Origin of the sequence: Rossellomorea vietnamensis (genome assembly GCF_008180615.1) — a bacterium.
Classification (GTDB): Bacteria; Bacillota; Bacilli; order Bacillales; family Bacillaceae_B; genus Rossellomorea; species Rossellomorea vietnamensis_D.
Genome location: NZ_VTEH01000019.1, coordinates 66,855 through 89,771 on the forward strand (window position 1 = coordinate 66,855; position 22,917 = coordinate 89,771).

21 protein-coding genes are annotated in these 22,917 nt (G+C 43.6%); 17 read left to right on the forward strand and 4 right to left on the reverse strand.

Features of this window, described 5'->3' with window-relative positions:
- The first annotated feature begins 154 nt into the window (after positions 1-154).
- Positions 155-1,627 (forward strand): SulP family inorganic anion transporter, encoded by a 1,473-nt coding sequence (locus FZC79_RS19245; RefSeq protein ID WP_435873958.1) that lies wholly within the window; start codon positions 155-157, stop codon positions 1,625-1,627.
- A gap of 380 nt (positions 1,628-2,007) precedes the next feature.
- Here FZC79_RS19245 and FZC79_RS19250 read toward each other — a convergent pair whose 3' ends face one another.
- Both FZC79_RS19250 and FZC79_RS19255 read right to left on the reverse strand, forming a co-directional pair.
- Positions 2,008-2,955, reverse strand: a complete 948-nt coding sequence (locus FZC79_RS19250; RefSeq protein ID WP_148948357.1) for an IS3 family transposase — start codon at positions 2,953-2,955, stop codon at positions 2,008-2,010.
- Positions 2,952-3,272 carry a transposase gene (locus FZC79_RS19255; RefSeq protein WP_148948358.1) on the reverse strand — a complete coding sequence of 107 codons (321 nt, stop codon included), beginning with the start codon at positions 3,270-3,272 and terminating at the stop codon, positions 2,952-2,954. The genes FZC79_RS19250 and FZC79_RS19255 overlap by 4 nt, the downstream gene beginning before the upstream one ends.
- A gap of 593 nt (positions 3,273-3,865) precedes the next feature.
- Between FZC79_RS19255 and FZC79_RS19260 the strand changes: the two genes are divergently transcribed.
- The 3 genes from FZC79_RS19260 to FZC79_RS19270 all read left to right on the forward strand — a co-directional run bounded on the left by FZC79_RS19260 (position 3,866) and on the right by FZC79_RS19270 (position 7,239).
- On the forward strand, positions 3,866-4,282 hold the full coding sequence (locus FZC79_RS19260; protein ID WP_187442895.1) for a universal stress protein: 417 nt from the start codon (positions 3,866-3,868) through the stop codon (positions 4,280-4,282).
- 382 nt (positions 4,283-4,664) lie between these two features.
- A complete protein-coding gene (locus tag FZC79_RS19265) occupies positions 4,665-5,741 on the forward strand; it encodes a D-alanine--D-alanine ligase (protein ID WP_148948360.1) in 1,077 nt (358 codons plus the stop codon).
- A 121-nt stretch (positions 5,742-5,862) separates the two neighbouring features.
- Positions 5,863-7,239: a UDP-N-acetylmuramoyl-tripeptide--D-alanyl-D-alanine ligase gene (locus FZC79_RS19270; protein ID WP_148948361.1), complete on the forward strand. Its 1,377-nt coding sequence runs from the start codon at positions 5,863-5,865 to the stop codon at positions 7,237-7,239.
- 66 nt (positions 7,240-7,305) lie between these two features.
- Here the strand turns inward: FZC79_RS19270 and FZC79_RS19275 are convergent, their stop codons facing one another.
- Positions 7,306-7,971: an HAD family hydrolase gene (locus FZC79_RS19275; protein WP_187442896.1), complete on the reverse strand. Its 666-nt coding sequence runs from the start codon at positions 7,969-7,971 to the stop codon at positions 7,306-7,308.
- Between the two features lie 255 nt (positions 7,972-8,226).
- Here FZC79_RS19275 and FZC79_RS19280 point away from each other — a divergent pair, with 255 nt between their 5' ends.
- The 5 genes from FZC79_RS19280 (at position 8,227) to FZC79_RS19305 (ending at position 14,327) form a co-directional block, all read left to right on the forward strand.
- The gene (locus tag FZC79_RS19280) at positions 8,227-8,913 is read left to right on the forward strand and encodes an alpha/beta hydrolase (protein WP_148948363.1); all 687 of its coding nucleotides are present in this window, start codon (positions 8,227-8,229) and stop codon (positions 8,911-8,913) included.
- A 462-nt stretch (positions 8,914-9,375) separates the two neighbouring features.
- Positions 9,376-10,842: a DEAD/DEAH box helicase gene (locus tag FZC79_RS19285; RefSeq protein WP_113927680.1), complete on the forward strand. Its 1,467-nt coding sequence runs from the start codon at positions 9,376-9,378 to the stop codon at positions 10,840-10,842.
- Positions 10,843-11,357: 515 nt separating this feature from the next.
- On the forward strand, positions 11,358-12,323 hold the full coding sequence (gene uvsE, locus FZC79_RS19295) for a UV DNA damage repair endonuclease UvsE (RefSeq protein ID WP_148948364.1): 966 nt from the start codon (positions 11,358-11,360) through the stop codon (positions 12,321-12,323).
- A 68-nt stretch (positions 12,324-12,391) separates the two neighbouring features.
- Positions 12,392-12,871: a PH domain-containing protein gene (locus FZC79_RS19300; protein ID WP_148948365.1), complete on the forward strand. Its 480-nt coding sequence runs from the start codon at positions 12,392-12,394 to the stop codon at positions 12,869-12,871.
- Entirely contained in the window at positions 12,861-14,327 is a 1,467-nt protein-coding gene (locus FZC79_RS19305; RefSeq protein WP_353733621.1) for a PH domain-containing protein, read from the forward strand. Before FZC79_RS19300 ends, FZC79_RS19305 begins: the two co-directional genes overlap by 11 nt.
- Before the next feature lie 641 nt (positions 14,328-14,968).
- Here FZC79_RS19305 and FZC79_RS19310 read toward each other — a convergent pair.
- Entirely contained in the window at positions 14,969-15,571 is a 603-nt protein-coding gene (locus FZC79_RS19310) for a rhomboid family intramembrane serine protease (protein ID WP_148948367.1), read from the reverse strand.
- Positions 15,572-15,742: 171 nt separating this feature from the next.
- Between FZC79_RS19310 and acpS the strand changes: the two genes are divergently transcribed.
- The 8 genes from acpS to FZC79_RS19350 all read left to right on the forward strand — a co-directional run bounded on the left by acpS (position 15,743) and on the right by FZC79_RS19350 (position 22,911).
- The gene (gene acpS / locus FZC79_RS19315; protein ID WP_148948368.1) at positions 15,743-16,096 is read left to right on the forward strand and encodes a holo-ACP synthase; all 354 of its coding nucleotides are present in this window, start codon (positions 15,743-15,745) and stop codon (positions 16,094-16,096) included.
- Positions 16,097-16,978: 882 nt separating this feature from the next.
- On the forward strand, positions 16,979-17,995 hold the full coding sequence (locus tag FZC79_RS19320; protein WP_148948369.1) for a LolA family protein: 1,017 nt from the start codon (positions 16,979-16,981) through the stop codon (positions 17,993-17,995).
- Between the two features lie 692 nt (positions 17,996-18,687).
- Entirely contained in the window at positions 18,688-19,872 is a 1,185-nt protein-coding gene (gene alr / locus FZC79_RS19325; protein ID WP_252183403.1) for an alanine racemase, read from the forward strand.
- Positions 19,873-20,223: 351 nt separating this feature from the next.
- Positions 20,224-20,505, forward strand: a complete 282-nt coding sequence (locus FZC79_RS19330) for a CopG family ribbon-helix-helix protein (protein ID WP_148941368.1) — start codon at positions 20,224-20,226, stop codon at positions 20,503-20,505.
- A gap of 4 nt (positions 20,506-20,509) precedes the next feature.
- Entirely contained in the window at positions 20,510-20,860 is a 351-nt protein-coding gene (gene ndoA, locus FZC79_RS19335; protein WP_006838214.1) for a type II toxin-antitoxin system endoribonuclease NdoA, read from the forward strand.
- A 462-nt stretch (positions 20,861-21,322) separates the two neighbouring features.
- A complete protein-coding gene (locus FZC79_RS19340; RefSeq protein ID WP_148948371.1) occupies positions 21,323-22,153 on the forward strand; it encodes an RsbT co-antagonist protein RsbRA in 831 nt (276 codons plus the stop codon).
- Complete coding sequence (locus tag FZC79_RS19345) at positions 22,150-22,506, forward strand: STAS domain-containing protein (protein WP_006838632.1); 357 nt, start codon at positions 22,150-22,152, stop codon at positions 22,504-22,506. Before FZC79_RS19340 ends, FZC79_RS19345 begins: the two co-directional genes overlap by 4 nt.
- A gap of 3 nt (positions 22,507-22,509) precedes the next feature.
- Positions 22,510-22,911, forward strand: coding sequence for an anti-sigma regulatory factor (locus FZC79_RS19350; RefSeq protein WP_119547306.1), 402 nt, complete (start codon positions 22,510-22,512; stop codon positions 22,909-22,911).
- Positions 22,912-22,917 lie beyond the last annotated feature (6 nt).

The window sequence follows — 22,917 nt, forward strand, 5'->3', positions numbered from 1 at the left end:
AAAGAAAAAAATATTATTAGAGTGCTATTTTCGTATCATTTGCTGCTGTCTATGGAAACTTTTCTGATTGATGAAGAAGTTTTCATGAGGGGCTGAAGGAACCGCTGTATCCTAGCAAATAACAGGTGCGTAAAGAGCATGGAAAGAGGTGCAGATTTTGTTTAAAAACTATAAAACTGAATGGTTTGGCAATATCAGAGGAGATGTTCTTGCCGGTATCGTCGTTGCCTTGGCTTTAATTCCGGAAGCGATCGCATTCTCCATCATTGCGGGTGTCGATCCGATGGTAGGATTGTATGCTTCCTTCTGTATTGCTGTTGTGATAGCCTTTGTCGGTGGACGACCTGGAATGATTTCAGCTGCGACCGGAGCAATGGCTTTACTGATGGTTACGTTAGTCGCGGATCATGGTCTTCAATATCTATTTGCTGCGACGATTTTAACGGGTATCCTTCAGATTCTTTTCGGGGTATTTAAGCTCGGAAGATATATGAAATTCATTCCTCGTCCCGTGATGGTTGGTTTCGTAAATGCTCTGGCTATCCTGATCTTTATGGCACAGGTCCCTCACTTTTTAGATGAAGGGATGCTGGTGTACGCGCTGATTGCAGGTGCGCTTGCCATTATTTATATTCTGCCTAGATTTACAAAAGCTGTTCCATCGCCCTTGATTGCCATTATCGTCATCTCGATGATTGTCATTTTTGGGGGACTGGGAGTCAAGACGGTTGGCGATATGGGAGAGCTGACTAGGTCCCTGCCGTTATTCTTAGTGCCGGAAATTCCGTTCAACCTTGAAACACTGGCTATCATCTTCCCTTATTCGATTGCTTTGGCGATGGTCGGGCTTCTTGAATCTTTATTAACCGCGTCAATTGTCGATGACATGACAGACACGGCAAGTGATAAGAACCAGGAAAGTAAAGGACAGGGGATTGCAAACATCGTTGCTGGCTTCTTCGGCGGCATGGCAGGCTGTGCTATGATCGGCCAGTCCGTCATTAACGTCAAATCAGGTGGGCGCGGACGTTTATCTGCTCTGGTAGCAGGGGTGTTCCTGATGTTCCTGATCCTGGTACTTGGAGACCTTGTGGTGCAAATTCCGATGGCTGCACTGGTCGGAGTTATGATCATGGTATCTATTGGTACGTTTGACTGGGGTTCATTGAAATCCCTGAAAAAGGCTCCTATCACAGATTCACTGGTCATGGTGGTAACAGTCTCGGTTGTAGTCGTTACCCATGACTTGTCCAAAGGTGTCTTTGCGGGGATTATCCTAAGTGCGATTTTCTTTGCTGCTAAAATCTCGGAAGTACATGTTCATTCATTTGTTGAAAAGCAGACAGGGCAAAAAGTGTACCAGGTTACCGGACAGATTTTCTTTGCGTCAGTAACAGACCTGATTGCTTCATTCGATTACAATGAAAAAGTGGAGAAGGTTGAAATTGACCTTTCCAAAGCCCATATATGGGATGATTCGGGTGTCAACGCCATTGACCGGATTGTTCTGAAATTGAGAGCTTCTGGTGCTGTGGTTACGCTGAAAGGCATGAACGAGGCAAGCTCGAATCTTATAGATAAACTAGCTGTCCATAATAAGGAAGGCGCTAAGCTTTCTGGACATTAATAGATGTTCTTCCACGAATAACTGGGAAGGTACAGAGCGCACCGTGAATTCACGGTGCGTTTTTTTATTGGTTCATCTACGGATGGGCAAATTTCCTTATCGCAAGGAGTAGGTCTAAGTGAAAAGTGGGTGAATTAGTTAAGGTAATAATTGAGTAACCAATCATAATTTAAATAAGGGGAAATTTTCCCTTTAAGATGCGAAATAGAACTCCATTCAGGTTAAATAAGGGGAAATATTCCCCTTAAGCGGTTCAACCCCCTAAGTTTGGACACGTTCTCCTTATTCCTTAAGATTGCTTAGTTTTTCATCTCTCTACCGCGCCTTCGCTTGCTTGCCTCCTATTCATTGAACTGGTTCCCAGTTCAATGAATAGGAGGTCACATGGTTAGCTTAAGTGGTTTAAGTTGATTGTTTTTCCACTTCTCATAGTATTCATGAGGAGAATCATCTTTTAAGCTTCCGTGGAATCTTTTTTCGTTGTAAAACCTAATATAATCATCTACCACTTTATAGGCATGTTCAAAGGTGATGAATTCATTGGGTTGATAACACTCTCGCTCTAATACGCTATGGAACGATTCAATATACGCATTGAGATTAGGTGATTTAGGTGGAATTCTTTCATGTTCTACCTTCATCTGTTCAGCACAAAATGCACGAAAATGGTTACTACAAAATTGAGGGCCATTATCCGTTCGAATGATTAACTTTGGTGTGTCAGTGTCGCTTTCATCTGGGATATGAAGGCCCCTTTTCATCACAGCTTTCTGAAGCATTTTCGTTATATGCTTGGCTTCACAAACAGTTCCTCTGTAATGACCAACAATCGTACGATCATAGACATCATTAGCGCTTGCAAGAAAGAAATAACGCCTAGAAGACAATACATATCCATACTTAATATCCAGCTGCCATAATTGATTAGGAGCTGTCACTTCACGATTTCTAGCAAGTTTTCTAGGATGCTTTTGTTTCTTTTCCCGTTGAGGCATGAGAATGTCTAACTCCTTACACAAGCGATAGACCTTCTTTTTATTTATGATTAATTGATAGATCTTCTTTAAGGATTTAGTGAGTTTTCGATAGCCATATACAGCTTCTTCTCCCTCTATTAACGCCAATAGATATTCCTTTATTTTCGTATCTGTCACTTTTTTGCCTTTCTTGGTTCGGGAGTATCCCGGTATAGGCCTTCCTCCAGTTTTCACTTGTTTTACCGATGTATGAGAAAGTCTATGGTAATACGTACTTCGTTGTACAGAAACAATGTTTAATACACGGGTAGCAGGAAAACCCTCCAGGATCCATTCATGGGCGAACTCTATTCGCTCGGAAAGTCCGGAAACTTTTTTTTTAGCATTTCACGAAGCATAGTTACTTCAAGTTCTTTCTCACCAAGCAGCTTCATGGCTTGGTCGTACTTCTTTTGAATATCATTTTCTGAAGAGGTTTTAGATAAGGGCAAAACGCCTTCTCGCCTCATATCCTCTTCTATATCATCACGATATTGTTTCACCCAATTAGCAAGAGTCGACTTATTCACACCTGTTTTTCGAGCGATAAAAGACATGTTTCCAGACTCTAAGGCCATACGAACATATTGTTTTTTTACATCTTCCATCGGTCCATTTCGTTTACTCATTTGGACTCCTCCTTTGATACTTCTATCTTATTATTTTTAGAATGAGGTGTCCAAATGAGTTAGGGGGCTAAATAGTAAGCATAGTGAAATGAACTATTTTTCCGTTTTTTAAGCAAATAGAGGGACTTTTTCCCTCTATTTAAGCTATTTTGAGTGCGAGTTTCTTAAATAAGGGGAATTTCTCTCTTTATTTTAGGCTTTGTTATGTGAGCATTGTTGTTTTTCTAATGAAGCGTCCAGCCCTGCGGAGTAATAAAAGGAAAACTGACATGATTCACCTTTAAGAATTTGTCTATCGGGCTTTATGCAGACAACACTGAGATGCTCACCAACTGCCCCGAGGAGCAGCGCACCTGAAGCGGAAATCAGCAGGACAACTATCACGATAAGATGAGCGGCGGGCTTCCTCCACACCAGAAACTATAATCCCTTTTATAGCAGTTTCATTACAGAAATCTCTAATGCGACAAAAAAACAGGAAAAAAGACGTATGGTATAGCAAAGTTTGATAAAAAAAGACGAAAAGTTGGTCCGAAAGGATACTTCTTCGAAAGCACGCATCTGTTAAAATACATTTAAAAGAGGTGTTGAGGTTGAAATCGATACTGCTGGCATCTGACGGATCGCCGCATGTAAGCAAAGCGGCAGAGCATGTTGTAACTTTACTAAAGGGCGGCGCGGAATATAGATTGATGGTTGTGCATGTTATCGATCATGAAGCATCCAAGCACGATGCCTGGCTCGGCATGAATCCCTGGGCAAGGCAGAGAGAACGGGAAGAGAAGTTGAAGCCGGTATCCAACGTTTTTGAAGAAGCGGGACTGGCCTACTCTGTCAACCTGACTAAAGGTGATCCGGCAGAAGAAATCATCCTCTGTGCACAAAAGGAAAACGTGGATATGATTGTCATAGGAAGCAGGGGCTTAAACACCATTCAGGAGCTTATGCTTGGAAGCGTGAGCCATAAAGTTGTTCAAAAAGCGGACAGGCCTGTCCTGGTGGTGCGGTGACAGTCACCACCCGAAATATAAGGGAAAATGTCAAATCTTTAACCCGTTAACGCACTGAAGGGGACTGTCCCTTTCGGTGCGTTAATGTGTTAAAGTGGATTGGTGAATAGCTCCCGAGCTGTTCCTCCATAATAATCATGTTTGACGGGGCGTGTATGGGGGGTATATTTTACATGCGCCTGAATAGCAGGTGGCAGGACATTCTTCTTACTACATAGGTTAATAATGATAATTTATCCATTTTATAAGCTAAGCGGCTCGTCAATTCATTCAGCAGGAATCAACCAAACACTTATTTTGTTTTTCCTGCATAATCCTTCTTCCGCTTTTATGCGAAAGTGATAAAATAGAAACATCTTACTTCTTCATTGGAGGCTATACTATGAAAACAAAAATCTGTTTACTATACGGCGGCAAATCAGCTGAGCACCAGGTCTCATTGCAGACAGCAAAAGCTGTAATCGGCGCACTTGATAATGATAAATACGATATCCACCCTATCTATATTTCTGAAGAGGGCCAGTGGGTAAAAGGGCCTCAGCTTCAAGGGCCTGTCGAAAATGCAAAGGAACTGGCATTCACCGAGGGAGAAGCGATTGCTCCCAATGCTTTGAGTACAACCTTAAGCCCGTCAGAAAGTGAGGAGGGTACATTTGATGTCATTCTTCCGCTTCTTCACGGTCCGAATGGGGAAGACGGCACAGTGCAGGGAATGCTTGAGCTTTTGAATCTTCCTTATGTCGGAAACGGTGTCCTGGCTTCAGCTGCAGGCATGGATAAAGTCATCATGAAAAACCTGTATGCCCAGGCGGGGATCCCTCAAGTGAATTATGTCTGGTACTTAAAGAAAACATGGGAAAGCGACCCTGAAGCCGCTTATCTGGATGTGGAAAAAGAAATCGGCTATCCTTGTTTCGTCAAACCGGCCAATCTTGGCTCTTCTGTCGGCATCAGCAAGGCCTCTTCCCGTGAAGAACTTATCCTTGCATTCAAAGAAGCTTTCCAATTTGACCGCAAGATCATCATTGAACAGGGCGTCAAAGCAAGGGAAATTGAGCTTGGTGTCCTGGGGAACGATGAACCGGAATGTTCTGTTCCTGGTGAAATTCTGCCAAAAAAAGATTTTTATGATTACAAAGCAAAATATGAAGATGGGGACACGGCTCTCGTCATCCCAGCGGAAATCCCGAAGCATGTATACGAAGATATGAAGAGAATTGCTGTCGATTCCTTTAAAGCACTAGATTGCTCCGGCTTGGTACGCGCCGACTTCTTTTTAACAGAAGACGGCCAGATTTATATGAATGAAGTCAATACGATGCCTGGCTTCACTCCATTCAGCATGTTCCCGCTCCTTTGGAAGCACAGCGGAGTCGAGTATCCTGAATTGATCGAGCGCCTTGTCCACCTTGCAAAAGAACGCCATGCTGAGAAGCAGAACATCAAACATACCATGTAAGGCAAGAAGGGCTGACGATCTACTGGTCAGCTCTCTTCTTTTATACATATTAAAGAGTAACAATGTTGAAAAAAGAGCCTATAATAAAAGAAAATGGGCGAACTGAAAGGGAGATGTCGGAATGATAAACAAGTCTTTAGGCGAATTAGCCAAGATGATTAAAGTAGAGAATGATGTATCGGCATTTAACAATGTAACGATTCAAGGAGTGTGCATTGATTCCAGAAAGATTGAAAAAGGAAACCTGTTCATCCCTTTCAAAGGCGAAAAGGTGGACGGCCATAAGTTTGTGGAAGGAGCCATCGAGAGCGGAGCGAGTGCGTCACTTTGGGAAAAAGATGTCCCGAACCCTCCAGAAGGACTGCCGATCATTATAGTGGAGAACAGCCTGGAGGCATTGCAGAATCTGTCCACGGCTTATCGCAATGAGCTGGGCCTTAAAGTCGTCGGGATCACAGGAAGCAATGGGAAAACGACCACTAAAGATATGGTGGCCAACCTGCTCAGCTTAAAGTATAAGGTTCAAAAGACACAAGGAAACTTCAACAGCCATATCGGCCTCCCATTGACCATCCTTGATCTCGAAAACGACACGGAGGTTGCCGTGCTGGAAATGGGAATGAGCGGATTTGGCGAAATTGAAAAGCTGTCAGATATTGCGCGTCCGGATGCAGCTATCATCACGAACATCGGGGAATCTCACCTGCAGGACCTTGGATCAAGAGAAGGGATTGCCAAAGCCAAGCTGGAAATTATCAGCGGGTTGAAGAAAGAGGGTCTTTTTGTCTATTACGGAGAAGAGCCGTTATTAAGAGAAAGAATTAACAATGAGTGGCCGTTCAGGGTAGAAACATTTGGAACGGGACAGCAGAATACATTATATCCTGTCGATGTTAAAACAAAAGATTCCGGAAGTGTGTTCAGAGTAAACGGAGACCCTCAAACAGAGATCGTACTTCCGGTGCTTGGAGAGCATAATGTTATGAACGCCCTAGCAGCCATAATGGTCGCTAAAGAATTTGGTGTTGAGTACAAAGATATGCCAGTGGCTTTTAAACAGCTTAAGCTTACGCAAATGAGAATGGAAATGCTGCAAGGAAAGCAGGGAGAAAAGATTCTGAATGATGCTTATAATGCCAGCCCTACCTCCATGAGAGCAGCCATCAACCTTCTATCCGGATTGGAAGACGGCAGCAAGAAAATCCTTGTGGCCGGCGATATGCTAGAATTAGGGCCGGATGAAGAAACCTACCACTATGAAGTGGGCAGGGAAATCCAAACAGGGAAGATCGACCTCGTCTTTACATTTGGCAGCCTTTCAAAGCATCTGGCCAAAGGTGCAGCTGAATCCATCGGTGAAGAAAAAGTCTTTTCATTTGAAGATAAGCAAGCTTTGACTGAGAAATTGGAAAGTATCCTTCAGGGTGGTGAGGTTGTCCTGTTTAAAGCTTCCCGCGGAATGAAGCTGGAAGAAGTCATTGAACAGCTTACAAACTAGAGGCTGACCAGGAGTGCCTGGCATGAATCTGCAAGTTGTGCCAGGCACCTGCCCCGAAATATAAATTTAGAGAGTATATGTAGTTAAGTATCCCTTTAGTTCACCCAAGGATGAAATTTTCAAATCGGCTACATGTTCACTTACCGCAGATTCATCCTCCGTGAGCCATGCTGCTTTCATGCCAGCTTTTTGGGCTGCGAGAATATCGTTCTCATAATGGTCCCCTATATAGAGACATTCTGACGGGGCTGTTCCAAGCACCTCGGCAGCCATGTTAAAAATAGCAGGGTCCGGCTTTTTGATACCTGCTTCCTCAGAAATGATGATCGTGTCGAAGTAAGAACGGATTCCGAGGGAGTCGATTGTTTTATTTTGAATGTCTGACATACCATTGGTCACCATTCCAATTTTATAGCCTTTTGTTTTTAAAAAATCCAGGAGGGCTGAAGCTTCATCTATTTCCTGGCAGTGCAGGTGAAAGCCCGCCACATATTCAAGAAGCAGTTCTTCGGGTGTTAAAGGCAGACTGAACTCTTGTGCAAGTGTGCTGTAGACCTTATCTTTCCAGACATATCCCCTGCACTCCAGTTCAATGAACCGGTCAATATAAGTGTAGGGAATGGCAGAGTGTTGAAGTTCGTTTAAATATCGATGCTGCGCTTTCAGGAATTGCAGCACTGAAGCGTCACGGTCGTGAAGTGTCCTGTCGAGATCAAACAAAATTGCGTTCATGGAGAAGCCTCCTAAAAGAAGAGTTAAGAACCGGCAGCTGCTTAAATGAGATTTGCCCGATATTTCAATTAGTGCCCATAATTTTGCCTTAGAGTCTCGCAATCTTCGGATATGAACAAAGAAACTCGCCATCTGTTTCTGAAGCTTTGGTTTCTGGCACTTAAAACCCGGGAGCATCACAAAGTTTTCGAACACCTGGAGCGGAAAAATAATTTAAGCAGCTATAAATATAATACCTTGAAAACGGTGATAATGATGAATGGATGTTTAATTATACATGGTTTTACAGGTGGACCTTACGAAGTAGACCCTATTGCACAATATCTGGAACATCATACAGAATGGAAGATTGCTGTCCCGACGCTTCCTGGTCACGGTGAAACCCTCGACCTGAGAGGCAAGAAGGCGGACGAATGGATTGACCATGCTGAAAAAGAATTGCAGTTCTTGTTAGAGGAATGTGATGAAGTGTATGTGATCGGTTTTTCGATGGGCGGTTTGATTGCAAGCTATCTGACTGTCAAATATCCCGTCAGCAAGCTGGTCCTCCTGAGCGCGGCTGCATACTATGTCAACCCGAAACAACTTCTGGCAGACATCAAGGATATGATTCAGGACGTTTTTCGGGGAGAGCTGACCAATAATGAGCTGTATGTGAGATATAAGAAAAAAATTAAAGATACACCTATATCGGCAACCTACCAATTCAGGAAGGTAGTGCTCATGGTGAAGCCCCTTTTGAAGGAAATTGAGGTTCCGGTTTTCATTGCGCAAGGAAAAAAAGACGGTATCGTCCCTCCGAAAAGTGCGGATTTCTTGTATGAAGAAATTACATACAAAGAAAAAGAAAAATATTTTTCGGATGAAGCAAAGCACTTGATCTGCCACAGCGACGACAGTGAAGAGTTGTTTGAAAAGGTGAAAATATTCCTTGCCAAGTAAAGTGAATAGCAAGATAATTTTACTTTAATTGAAATTCTTTTCTATTAGTGGTAACATATCCATAACATTGTTCACATTTTTTTGTGCAAACTCTTCTTTAAGAAGAGTAATTTTTTTTGTAGGGTAGTAATTGTCCCAAATACTTTGCCGATAAGGATAACACGGCTTTCACATTAAATATATTCTCGGTAAGATCCATGTCCCTGATTGCAAGGGAGCTTAGACTATAGCCGGGTTCTCTTTAGGAAAATGTAGACCATGTCAATATAATATATACATCAATAACCAAGGCTTTTTTCGTGAGCTTTGTTGCTATTAGAGTGGAAATATTTCTTTGTATCATTCGCTCCCCTTCAGGATCTTTAGGGAATAGAGCAGATGTCTGCAGGAATCCGGATGATTCCGGGTTCGAAATGCAACAAATAATGCGAAAACTGTCCTAAACAAAAGGAGAATGAGAAATTGACAAAGTTTTCAGAGTTAAACTTAAGTTCTAGTACATTAAAGGCCGTCAACCGCATGGGCTTTGAAGAAGCTACACCAATCCAATCAGGTGCGATTCCATTGGCGCTTGAAGGCAAGGATGTCATCGGCCAGGCTCAGACAGGTACTGGTAAAACAACTGCTTTCGGTATCCCGATGGTAGAAAAAATCGATGTTAAAAACCCGAACGTTCAAGGGCTTATCATTGCGCCTACACGTGAATTGGCTATCCAGGTTTCAGAAGAATTATACAAAATCGGCCAGGATAAAAGAATCAACGTTTTAGCTGTATACGGCGGCCAGGATATCCAGCGCCAAATCCGTGCAATGAAAAAGAACCCTCATATCATCGTCGGTACACCAGGTCGTATGCTTGACCATATCAACCGCAGAACATTAAAGCTTGGAAACGTAAGCACACTTGTTTTGGACGAAGCTGATGAAATGCTTAACATGGGCTTCATCGAAGATATCGAATCAATCTTGAAGAATGTACCGGATGAGCGCCAAACGCTATTGTTCTCAGCGACAATGCCTGGGCCGATCCGCAAGATTGCAAATAACTTCATGACAGACCCTGAAACAGTAAGTGTGAAATCCAAGGAAATGACTGTACCGCACATTGAGCAGTACTATGTGAAAGCACATGAAAAAGAAAAATTTGACGTGCTTTCACGTCTTCTTGATGTTCAATCACCTGAACTTGCCATCATCTTCGGCCGCACAAAGCGCCGTGTTGATGAACTGGCTCGTGCTTTGACACTAAGAGGCTACTCTGCAGAGGGTATCCATGGTGACTTAAGCCAGGCGAAACGTATGACTGTTCTTCGCCAGTTCAAAGAAGGCCGCATCGATGTTCTTGTTGCTACAGATGTTGCAGCCCGTGGATTGGATATCTCAGGCGTAACTCACGTGTACAACTTCGATATTCCTCAAGACCCTGAAAGCTACGTTCACCGTATTGGACGTACAGGACGTGCAGGTAAAGAAGGTATGGCACTGACATTTGTTACACCAAGAGAAATGGGTTACCTTCGTATCGTTGAGAAAACAACGAAGAAGAGCATGACTCAAATGAAGCCGCCTAGCTCCAACGAAGCGTTGGAAGGGCAGCAGCGCCTTGCAATGGAAAAGCTGGTTGAAACAGTGAAATCCAACGAATTGCAAAACTACCGCGGTATGGCGAAAGAACTTCTTGAAGACCATGACAGCGTAGAAATCGTAGCAGCAGCTCTTCGTCTTATGACGAAAGAGCCGGATGATACTCCAGTCCAAATCTCGGAAGAAAGACCTCTTCCAAACAAAGGCGGACGCGGCGGTGGAAACCGTGACTACAAAAAAGGATCTTCTTCACGCGGAGGCAAAGGCGGAGGAAGACAAGGTTACTCTTCTTCCAGAGGCCGTTCTAAGAACCCTCCTCGCCGTAAGCAGCAAAGAGAATCTTAATATCGAATTTGAAAACCATTTCCTTCGGGAGATGGTTTTTTTACTTTTTAGAAAAGAAAATGAAAAAATTACCCTCTGTGGATGGCTTATAGCTATATTATCCACGTCCAGCTTAAGCGCCTAGCCCCTCGGGGTCAAATAACCTCAAGAGAATAAAAGGAAAGCCCTCCTTTTTTTCTCTTGAGAACATTTGCCTGTCGGGGCTGGCAAGGCGCTTCCGCTTTTGGTCCGTCCAGCTTCAGCGCCTAGCCCCTCGGGGCTGGACAAGGCGCTTCCGCTTTTGTTCATGTGTAAAGATGTCGAAATTTGTTGTTTGGCCGATAAACAGTCCTTTTTCGCCGATAAAAGCTGCCATACCGCCGATAAATCTCTAGATTTCGCCGAAAAAAGTTCGCAAAGTGCCGATAGACGCCCAGTTGCCGCCGATAAACCCACTTTAAGTATTCTGCAGCGCCAAGACCCTGATAGAAATCACTTCGTTGGCAGATACTATTCCCAAAAAGGCGGGTGCAGAAATGACAATAGTTCGACTTGGATATGTAGCGATGAGTGTGCACCTTGAGAATGCATCACCATCCCAGACGATGACGTATAAACAGTTTTCTCAGCTGAAGGATCGGGAGGCAGGCCTGCGGAAGCTCGAACGGATTGCGGTGAGCAATCTGCAAAACTGCCTGAGGCTCCTTAAGCATAATCTGGCTCACGATATAAAATTTTTCAGGTTCAGCTCCAAACTTATTCCTCTTGCCAATCATCCGGAGTTGAAGGATTGGAAATTCATGAGGGCGCTGAAAGAACCATTGGGTGAATTGGGGGATTTTATTAAGGAACATCCCCAGCGGGTCGGGTTTCACCCTGATCACTTCGTCCTCCTCAACACAAATAATAAGGATACTTTGAAAAACACGCTGCAAACATTGAAGATTCATGAAGCATTGCTGAGAGGGATGGAAATTGATTCCAAGCACCGCTGTGTCCTTCATGTCGGAGGGGCATACGAGGATAAAGAACAGGCGTTAGAACAGTTCATCCATAATTGGGGATTGACACCCGTTCCGCTTCAGGAAATGGTTATCCTCGAGAATGATGATACCGTCTTCACGCTTCACGATACTTTATATTTATGTGAAAAGCTTGGGATTCCAATGGTCTTTGACTATCATCACCATCTTGCTCATCACGAAAAAGGCTGGGAAGAAGATTGGGAAAGGGTCGCCGGTACTTGGGAAAACTCGCCTCTCCCTGTGAAAATGCATATCTCGAGCCCCCGTTCTGAAAAGGAATTCAGGGCACATGCTGAATATATCGATCCTGTCATGTTCATGGATTTTATAAATGGGATTAAAGGTTCTGTCAGTGAAATTGACTGCATGATTGAAGCAAAAAAGAAGGATGATGCCTTATTTAAGCTGGTGGAGGATCTGAAAAGCCAGGAAGGACTCCGCTGGATTGATGGAGCTTCTTTTGAAATATTATCGTGAATTGAAACTTAAAAGCCTCTGCAATCGTATACAATGGAGAAGGGAAGAAATCGATTGGAGGAAGAACGATGGTTAGTGAACCAAACACAAGAATTTCAGAAAAGGCACTTCCTGTATGGAGGTGGTCTGGTCTTTTGCATTCAGCTGCCGTCATCATCCTGGCGATAGCGGTGGTTGTATTGGCAGTCATATTTGACTGGCGGATTTGGATACCGGCAGCGGCCGTTGCGGCTGCTATTGTATATACATATTTTTCTGCTTTTCTATTACCGGTGATTCGTTGGAAAAGATGGCGTTACGAAGTGCGCGAGCAGGAAATTGAGCTTCAAAGAGGCGTCTTTTTTGTGAAAAGAACCTTAGTGCCTATGGTAAGAGTTCAGCATGTTGATACTGTACAGGGTCCTTTGCTAAGGAAGTATGGCCTGGCGAGCATAACTATATCGACAGCTGCCACCACACACGAGATACCAGCACTGGATATGTACGAGGCAGATGATCTCCGGAATTCCATTTCTTCATTGGCAAGGGTGGCTGAAGATGATGTCTGAAAAAAAGAAGCTTCACCCGATTTCCGCAGTCGCAAACTTTCTTAAACAGCTCAAAGAACTTATTATTCCGTTTGTATTCCTTGTTTTTATCAACAGAGGAGAAAGTGCGGACGGCATTTGGGGCTGGCTTCCGTTCATCATCGGGGCGGCCATCCTGGTCGTTCTGCTCATCGCAGGCATTATCAAGTGGCTCCGTTTTGCCTACTGGCTCGAAGACGGAGAGCTCAGGATTGAATATGGATTGTTCGTTAAGAAAAAGAGATATATTCCATTTGAAAGAATCCAAAGTCTGAATCTGACAGAAGGAATCCTGCAAAGGCCGTTCGGGCTTGTGAAGGTAAAAGTTGAAACAGCCGGATCTACTGATATGAAGCAGGCTGAAGCTGAGCTGACTGCAATCAGCAAAGCGGAGGCTGGAGAACTGCAGAGAATTATAAATGAAGCGAAAACTGCGAAAAGAAACAAAGTGGCAGAAGAAGAAAATGAGGTTGTCCAGGAATCTGGAGAAGTGATTTTTAAGATGACATTCAGAGATTTGCTGCTGATGGGGACTACATCCGGAGGAGCCGGGGTAGTCATATCCGGTGTGCTTATCTTTCTATCTCAATTTGATGAACTTATTCCATATGAGAGAGTTTTTAATGAGGTGGAACAGTTTGTCCGCAGCGGCGTGCTGCTAGTAACGTTTGTCGTGATTGCCGGACTTCTTATAGCGTGGGTTGCAGCAATTATCGGGACTCTGATTGTGTATGCTGATTTCACTGTAAAAAAACAAGGAGATGACCTCATCATCACAAGGGGCTTAATGGAGAAAAAGCAAATGACTGTACCGCTCAATAGAATCCAGGGTGTCAGGATGGAAGAGAATATCCTGAGGCAGCCACTGGGCTTTGCAACAGTAAAAATAGAGAGCGCCGGCGGATCGATTTTGGAAAAGGAAAGCAGCACTATTCAAATTCTGCCCATGGTAAAAAAGCGGAGGGTAGCGGAAATCATGAAAGATGTCCTCCCTGAATACAACTTTACCGTCGACTTAATGCCGGTTCCAAAAAGATCATTGAAAAGATATTTATTCAGGGAAAGTTTGCTCGTGTCAGCAGCTGTCATCGGGCTGTCCATCGCCTTTTGGCCGCTCGGTCTCTGGTCCTTGCTGCTATACCTTCCATTTTGGCTGTTTGGCTATTCCAAATACAGAAGTGCAGGCTGGAATATCAATGACACGCAGCTCACCTTAAGGCACCGTTTTATTGAAAAGAATACACTGTTCATGAAAAAATACCGTATTCAATCTTTAGAAACCACCCAAAATATCTTTCAGGGGAAAAAAGAACTGGCAAATATCAAGGCCATCGTAAAATCAGGCGAAGCCGGGGCAGCCGGGAAGGTCATTGATCTTGATGATGAAAGTGTGAGGAGCATCTATCAATGGTATTATCCGGAGAAGCAGAGTCTTTAAGAAAGCTGCAGGTTAAGGCTGGACCCAGACGCCGAGCAGCCTTAGCGATGTGATCTGCCTTTTGGCTTATCCTGGTAAATAAGAACGGCATCCACTTGGGAAAGATTCCGGTGGATGCCGTTTCTTTTATAATATGCCGTGCTGTTGAACGATCGTTTTAACAGCATCAAATTCCTTTTAGTGAGATTTGATGAAGTATAAAGGGAATTTTAACAGCACCAAATTCCTTTTTATGAGATTTGATGATGTATAACCGGATTTTTAACAGCATCACCCTGCTCTTAATGAGATTTGATGATGTATAAAGGGACTTTTAACAGCACAAAATTCCTTTTTATGAGATTTGATGATGTATAACCGGATTTTTAACAGCATCAACTTGTGATTTATTAGATTTGATGATGAATAACCGAGCTTTTAACAGCATCAAATTCCTTTTGGTGATATTTCATGCAGTATAACCAGACTTTTAACAGCATCACCCTGCTCTTAATGAGATCTGATGATGTATAACCGGATTTTTAACAGCATCAACTCGTGATTTATTAGATTTGATGATGTATAGCAGAGCTTTTAACAGCATCAAATGTCTTCTTGTGAGATCTCATGCTGTAAAACCGGCCTCGATGGGCTCCTGCAGCCTAATACCGATTTTTGACCATAAAAGGAAGCAGCAGCCATGAGATGGTGATCCCTGCAAGCAGGCCGAATAGATGGGCGGTAATATTGATGTTCGACTGAAAGAAAGTCATGACCAGCCCGATGACAACTATCGGAATGATGACTTGTTTATTTTGCTGTGATATAAGGTGTTTATGGAACAGGGCCATTCCGACGTAAATGCCGAACAATCCGAATATCGCTCCCGAAGCGCCAACATGATTATAGGTGAGCGGCTTTAACAAATAGGTGGCGGCATTGGCGATGATGCCGCAGCTAAGATAAACTAGGGTAAACTTTACTTTTCCCAGCATTCTTTCCAGTGGAGGAGCGAAAAGGATAAGTGAAAAAGAGTTGAATAAAAGGTGGGCAAACCCTAAATGAACAAAAATGGGAGTGATCAGCCTCCACCATTCTCCGTTGAATATTAACAGGTTGATTCCGGCGAGATGTTCATACACCCAAATCTGGGGAAGAAATGGAATCAGGGTCACACTGAATAATAGCAGGTGAATGAGTATGATAAGAGATACTATTGGATAAAGACGGATGAATTGAGAAAAACTTTCTGTCCGGATAAACATACATTGCCTCCTTTAATAAGCTTATGTTCAGATGGGCATCTTTCCATACATGATTACCATTCTACATGGTGGAGCGGTAAGTGTGTAGTCTGATGTGCAGTAAGGATTCAAGAGGGAAACTTGTACTAATACTATGTTCGTCAAGATAAAAATAGAATGCGGGGGATTTAGATGATCAGCGGAATCGGCCTGGATATTGTGGAAATCAAAAGAATTGCAAAGCTTGTCGAGAGGCAGCCAAAATTCATAAAAAGGATTTTAACGGCGGCGGAGATTGATCATTACGCCTCCTTATCTGGAGAGCGGCGGAATGAATTTCTCGCCGGCAGGTTTGCCGCCAAAGAAGCGTTCGCCAAGGCATGTGGTACTGGAATCGGATCAGACCTTTCTTTTACGGATATTGAAGTTAGAAAAGACTCACGGGGCAAGCCGTATATTGCGCTTCCTGTTGAGAAGGGTGTGCATCTTTCTATTACGCACAGCCGCGACTTTGCTGCTGCGCAGGTTATTATTGAAGAGGTGTAAATATCGCTTTTCAAAATGGGATGACCTCATTTGGTTATAGGGTTCCGGTTGAGACCGTTTGGGAGAGCGTTGTGCCTTGAATTGGTCTCAAGGATCGGTTTAGAGACCACTTCGGAGAGTGTTGTGCCCTGAATAGTTCTCAAAGATCGGTGAAGAGACCACTTCGGAGTGAGCTGATCCTTGTACTGGTCTCAAGAATCGGTGAAGAGACCACTTCGGGGTGAGTTGGGGCCTGAGTAGGTCTCAAGAGGCGGTGAAGAGACCACTTCGGAGAGTGTTGTGCCCTGAATAGGTCTCAAAGATCGGTGTAGAGACCACTTCAGAGTGTTTGTGTCGTGAATTGGCTCAAGGTGAGGTTTAGAGACCACTTCAGAGTGTGCTGTCCCTTGAAGTGGCACTCAAAACTCAGTTTAGAGACCACGTCCTAGTGCGATGACTGAACTGGCCTCAAGGGTCATTATAGAGACCCCTTCAGCCTGCGCAAACCAAGCACTTCTTTCATCAAGAGGACTCAAGAATCCTCTAGTCCTCTTATTAAGATTCCATTGGGTATTGAGCCTTCCTAAGCCATCTGTCCATCGAAATCACAACTTCTTCTTACCGAGCTCCTCATCGAATAACTTCCTATGGAATATCCAAATCAATTAACTTCTGCTCTCATTAAATTTTCCTGGCTTGTCATCTTTCCTAGCATAAACGCCAAGGTTGTCTCATATATTCATAGTGCAATAGGAGAGACAAGGCCAGCCGGCAAAAGGATTGCTGTTCCTAGAAGGAATTTGGACGGCGGATGGTGAGCGGCTTGAATGGGAACAGTTCATTCTTGCTGTCTGGTTTTCCCCTCTCTCAAATACGTTAACTGAGATAAAAGGGGTTGAAAGGATGAAAAAGAAGTTAGTGGTTTTGGTTGCAGCGTTGATGGCGATAGTAATGCTTGCAGCTTGCGGAGCTAAGTCGCAAGAAGATGTTCTTAAGGATTTGACTGCCAAAGCGGAAGATATGAAGGGATATAAAGCGAAAGCCAAGATGACTCTTCAAGTCGGCGATGAGCCGCAAACCTATGAGGTGGATATTTGGCATAATGATCCTAATTATTACCGCGTAAATTTATCTAATCCTGCAAAAGAACAAAGCCAGATGATCTTGCGCAATGATGAAGGTGTTTTCGTATTGACGCCTGCATTGAACAAAAGCTTCCGGTTTGAAAGCGATTGGCCGAACAACAGCAGCCAGGCTTATCTTTTTGAATCATTAGTGCAGGATATTGAAAAAGACAAAGAAGCCAAGTTCACTGAAACGAAGAGCCATTATGTATTTGAAACAGCTACAAGGTATCAAAACAGCCAGATGCTTCCTGTCCAGGAAATCAGCTTTAACAAGAAGGATCTGACGCCGGCATCTGTAAAAGTGATGGATGCAGACCGCAATGCGCTTGTGACAGTTGAGTTTTCTGAAATGGACACAAAAGCGGCGTTTGATAAAAACGACTTTGATATGAAGAAAAATATGACTGGAGCTCAGCTGGAGATGCCTGTAACGGCCAGTGTGGGAGACAGTGAATTCTCCGTCAACTATCCGCTTGCAGCTGCTGAAAAAGGGGCAGAGCTTGTTGAGGAAAAAGAAGTGAAGACGGAAGATGGAAAACGTGTAGTCCTCACCTATGATGGTGAAAAATCATTTACCCTGGTACAAGAGAAATCAACAGTCGTTCCGGCTGTGACGGTCTCCACGACGGTAAACGGAGAGATCCAGGATCTTGGATTTACGGTTGCTGCTATGACAGACCGCTCTATTACCTGGACGTATGATGGCGTTGATTATATGCTTGCTTCCAATGATTTGACTCCGGAAGAGATGACGGAAATTGCACAATCTGTTCAAGGGTCAATGGTGAAATAATTTTTCAAGGAGCTGCTCTAATAGGGCGGCTCCTATTTTATGGTGAGTATGAGCGGTGTAAACTTAGCCTCATTACGTCGTCTGGTGATTATTTATAAATTTAATAACATCGTCATTATTCATCTGAAGTACCCTTTGAAGCAAGATTGGTTAAAGAGAAAATCGTTGTATCCGAAAGCAGCAATCTAAACGGATTCTGCCAGTTTTTAAAAAGGCGCTTTTCGAAGACTTTGTTGCTATTTGATACTAATTCCGAAGAAATATCAACCTGAAGAAGGAAAAAATACGGTAAATACCGAAAAGAAAAGAGCTGCTCTTTCCCGATAACAGATAAAACTCTTAGTATCCGGGGTGCGAAAGCAACAATATATGCGAAAACAGCCTTTTAAAAAGGATTCTGGACTGATAATTAATCTTTTATAGCTGTCCATAATGAAGCTGTTTCTTGTGGAAATTGAATTCTTTTTAGGCTGCCGTTAGATAAATCAGTTTGCTATTTGATATAATTTTTAATCATAATGTTTTTTATCAATAGTTTTCCGGCAAGCGCCAGGCTTTCAAAGGTTGAGAAACTGGCGGTTTTCGGAGGCGGAAAGGAAAGCAGGCTATGGCAGCTGTGTCAGCCTTAATAATCAAGTTTAAATGATACCGGAATGCCTGCAGTTTTTTCACAGGAAGAGGAAGTGAATTCAGTGATAGCTCAAACCCGTTTTTTCAGAGATACTTGGGTGGAAATTGATTTAGATAATTTATATAAAAATGTTCAAAACATCAGACGGCACTTACCGAAGGATGTCACCATGTTCGCGGTAGTTAAAGCCAATGCATACGGACACGGAGATGTCCAGACAGCCCGGACTGCATTGAAAGCAGGAGCCGGCGGACTTGCTGTGGCGTTTTTAGATGAAGCCATCTCGCTTCGGGAACACGGAATTGATGCCCCGATCCTGGTGCTTGGTGCCACAAGGGCGGAGGATGCATACTTGGCATTAACGCATAGAATTTCGCTGACTGTTTTTGATTTTGAGTGGCTTCAATCAGCAAAAGAGTGCCTGTTGAACGAAGAGGGAATGCTGAACCTGCACATTAAGTGTGATACCGGGATGGGCCGCATCGGGGTGAGGACTCCTGAAGAACTCAAGGAAATTGAAAAGTTCATCAGGAGGGGAGATAAATTCCGGCTTGAAGGGGTATTCACCCATTTTGCTACGGCTGATGAGTTGGACAGGCAGTATTTTGACAGGCAGTTGACGGCCTTCAAAGAAATGATAGCCGTTCTGTCCGAGAGGCCCCGTTATATACACAGTTCAAATAGCGCAGCAACGCTTTCTCATCCGGAATCTCATTTCAATGCTGTCAGGGCAGGGATAGCTATGTATGGACTTTCGCCGTCGCAGGAAATGAAAAAAATTCTGCCGTTTCCATTGGAACAAGTCTTCTCCCTTCACTCAAGGGTTGTCCAGGTGAAAGAATTGCAACCCGGTGAAAAGGTCAGCTATGGCGCCACTTATGAAACAGAAAGAAATGAATGGATCGGGACCCTGCCAATAGGCTATGCAGACGGCTGGTTAAGGAGGCTTCAAGGGCAGGAAGTGCTGGTAGAGGGGGAACGTGTCCCGATTGTAGGGCGTATCTGCATGGATCAGTGCATGATCAGCCTTCCTGCTGAACTTAAGCCCGGAACAAAGGTGACCCTGATTGGAAGGCAGGGGGATGATCTTATATCAATGGATGAGATTGCGGACAAAATGGAGACCATCAATTACGAAGTGCCCTGCATCATTTCCAACCGCGTTCCAAGGATTTATCTTAAGGACGGCGCTCCTGTGGAAGTATCCAATCAGCTGCTTTCAACCAGCGGGTTTTATAAAAGATAAGGCGGCCGCGGCTGCTTTTCCTTCACTTATTGTCCTTCTGTTGTTCGTAAACGATACTTCAGCCTGAATCAAATTCTGCCTTTCTGATGCATCGAAAGGAGAGCGGCCTGCCGAGGCCCCGCTGAGCGGTGAACCAAATTTATTCAAACGCGTTATTTGAAAGAGCTGCCCAGAATCAAGTTCAATTCCATAAGATTGAGGAAGATCAGGTAAAAGATGCATAATTCTCCAAGGGATAAGCCGATAATAGAGAAGGATTTTATTTATGTCTTTTATCTTGAGGCAATTGATGATATGATAGTCATGGTAGTAAAACGAAACGGTTTATAGTGATTGGTGGAGGTGTGGTTTGTGTCGGATTCCAGCACAACAACAGAAATCTTAATTCGCTTACCGCAACAGCTCGTTACAGAATTAGACGGCTTTGCAGAACAAGAAAATGTAAATCGCAATGAGTATATCTATCGTGCGACTAAAATGTATCTACGTGAACGGAAGAAGCGCCAAATCCGCGAAACAATGAGACGTGGATATATGGAAATGGCAAAGATCAATCTTGCCATTGCTTCTGAAGCCATCCAGGCAGAATATGAGGCAGAGCATACAGTCGAACGTTTAGTGAGTGGAGGCTAAGCCTTTGATTGTCAAGCGTGGTGACGTCTATTTTGCGGACCTTTCCCCAGTAGTCGGATCCGAGCAAGGAGGCGTTCGGCCTGTTCTTGTCATACAGAACGATATCGGCAATCGGTTCAGTCCCACTGTGATTGTGGCTGCCATCACAGCCCAGATCCAAAAAGCAAAACTGCCTACTCATGTTGAGATTGATGCAAAGCGTTATGGCTTTGAAAGAGATTCCGTTATCTTGCTCGAACAGATACGAACGATCGACAAACAGCGTTTAACGGATAAGATTACGCATTTAGATGATGAAATGATGGAAAAAGTGGATGATGCCCTTCAGATCAGTGTGGGTCTCATACAGTTTTGACAAAAGAACGCTCTTCAGGGAAGGGTGTTCTTTTTTTTGTTGATAGAAAATTAGTGCGGGGCATGATGAGTATGTAAGGAATGGCCTTCCAGCGCATATAATTTGAAAAGGCGGTAGAACCTCCAGTGAAAACAAAGGTTTGCTTGTGGGGATAATTGCACAGTAAGGTACCATACTTATTGCTCTTTTAGATTATGTTTTTAACTGGATTGCGTGCATTGACTGTTATAAAGTGGACAATATATGACAAATACTCAAAACATATTTATAATATAAAAGAGATTAGGGGTAAATCATTTATTTAGGTAATTAGAAATTCTGTTTCTTGATATATATATGTTTGACTAGGGCGGCTCCGGTTTCTGGTATGCCTTCATATATTTTTACTATCTTTAAATCGAGGTTACAACTGGCGCCTCTGACGGGGAACGGAAAATTTTATGATAAAATGGGGAGGACTAGATGTATAACGATTTAATTGGAACAATCAAAGAAAATAAATCGGAGTTTGTCACCAAATGGATAGAGATAATGAAGGACGAATCAGACGATATTGTCACTGAGGTTATATCGAACCAGGTTTTTGTCAGGACAAGCCATGAATTTGTCGATTTAGTCGTCTCAAACCTGGAGAATTCTGAAGATTACTCCATCAGGCTTGCAGATTTTTCCGAGAAAATTGTGGGTCTGGGCTGGCCGTTGACTTTTGTCACCTCTGGCTTAAGGATGTTTGGGCGCATTGTCTATAATTACTTGAGCGAAAATGGGACAATCAACAAGGAAAATTATAGGGAAGCTGCGGAATACTTTGATAAGTGGCTTTCACCTATGTACAACGAAGTCGTCAATGCTTATGCAAAGACGTGGGAAAAAACGGTTTCCCTGCAGAAAATCGCTCTTCAGGAACTTTCTGCACCGCTGATCCCGGTTTTTGAAAAGATTTCCGTCATGCCGCTTGTCGGAACCATTGACACGGAGCGTGCCAGGCTGATCATGGAAAACCTGCTTACGGGAGTGGTCAAGCATCGCGCAGAAGTAGTCCTGATAGATATTACCGGAGTGCCAGTGGTGGATACAATGGTGGCTCACCATATCATCCAGGCTTCTGAAGCTGTCAGGCTTGTGGGTGCACAGTGCATGCTTGTTGGCATCAGGCCGGAAATCGCGCAGACGATTGTGAATCTGGGCATTGACTTGAACCAATTCAGCACTAACAGCACATTAAGAAAGGGCATTGAAAAAGCTCTGGAAATGACGAATAGAAAAATTGTTTCAACGGAGGGAACAGTGTGAGAATACCAATACTAAAACTGCACGATTGTCTATTAATATCCATTCAATGGGAACTTGATGACCAAACAGCGCTTCAATTTCAAGAAGACCTGCTGCATAAAATTCACGAAACAAGTGCCAGGGGAGTGGTTATTGACATTACTTCCATCGATTTCATCGACTCCTTCATCGCCAAGGTTCTGGGTGATGTAATCAATATGTCAAGGCTGATGGGAGCAAAAGTAGTCATCACTGGAATACAGCCGGCAGTTGCAATCACATTAATTGAACTTGGTATACATCTGGATGATGTCCTGACAGCGTTGGACCTAGAAAAAGGTTTGGAGAAATTACAACAGGAATTGGGGGACTAGTGAATGGAAATCCAATCCTGCGTTAAAATTACAAATGAGTGGGATATCGTTGCGGCCAGGCAGCTTGGCAGGAATGTAGCGAAGGATTTGGGATTTGGCACTGTCGACCAAGCCCGGATTACCACTGCAATCTCTGAACTGGCTAGGAATATATATCTTTATGCCGGACAGGGGCAAATATGTATAGAGAAATTAAGCGAGAACGGAAAGAATGGTGTACGAATAATCGCTTTGGACGAAGGGCCTGGAATCAAGGATATTCGCAAAGTGATGGAAGACGGCTTTTCAACTTCTGGGGGCCTTGGAGCCGGACTGCCGGGTGTGAAGCGATTGATGGATGAATTCAACGTGGAGTCAACCCCGGGAGAAGGTACCGATATAAGAGCTACAAAATGGCTCCGCTAGGGGGAG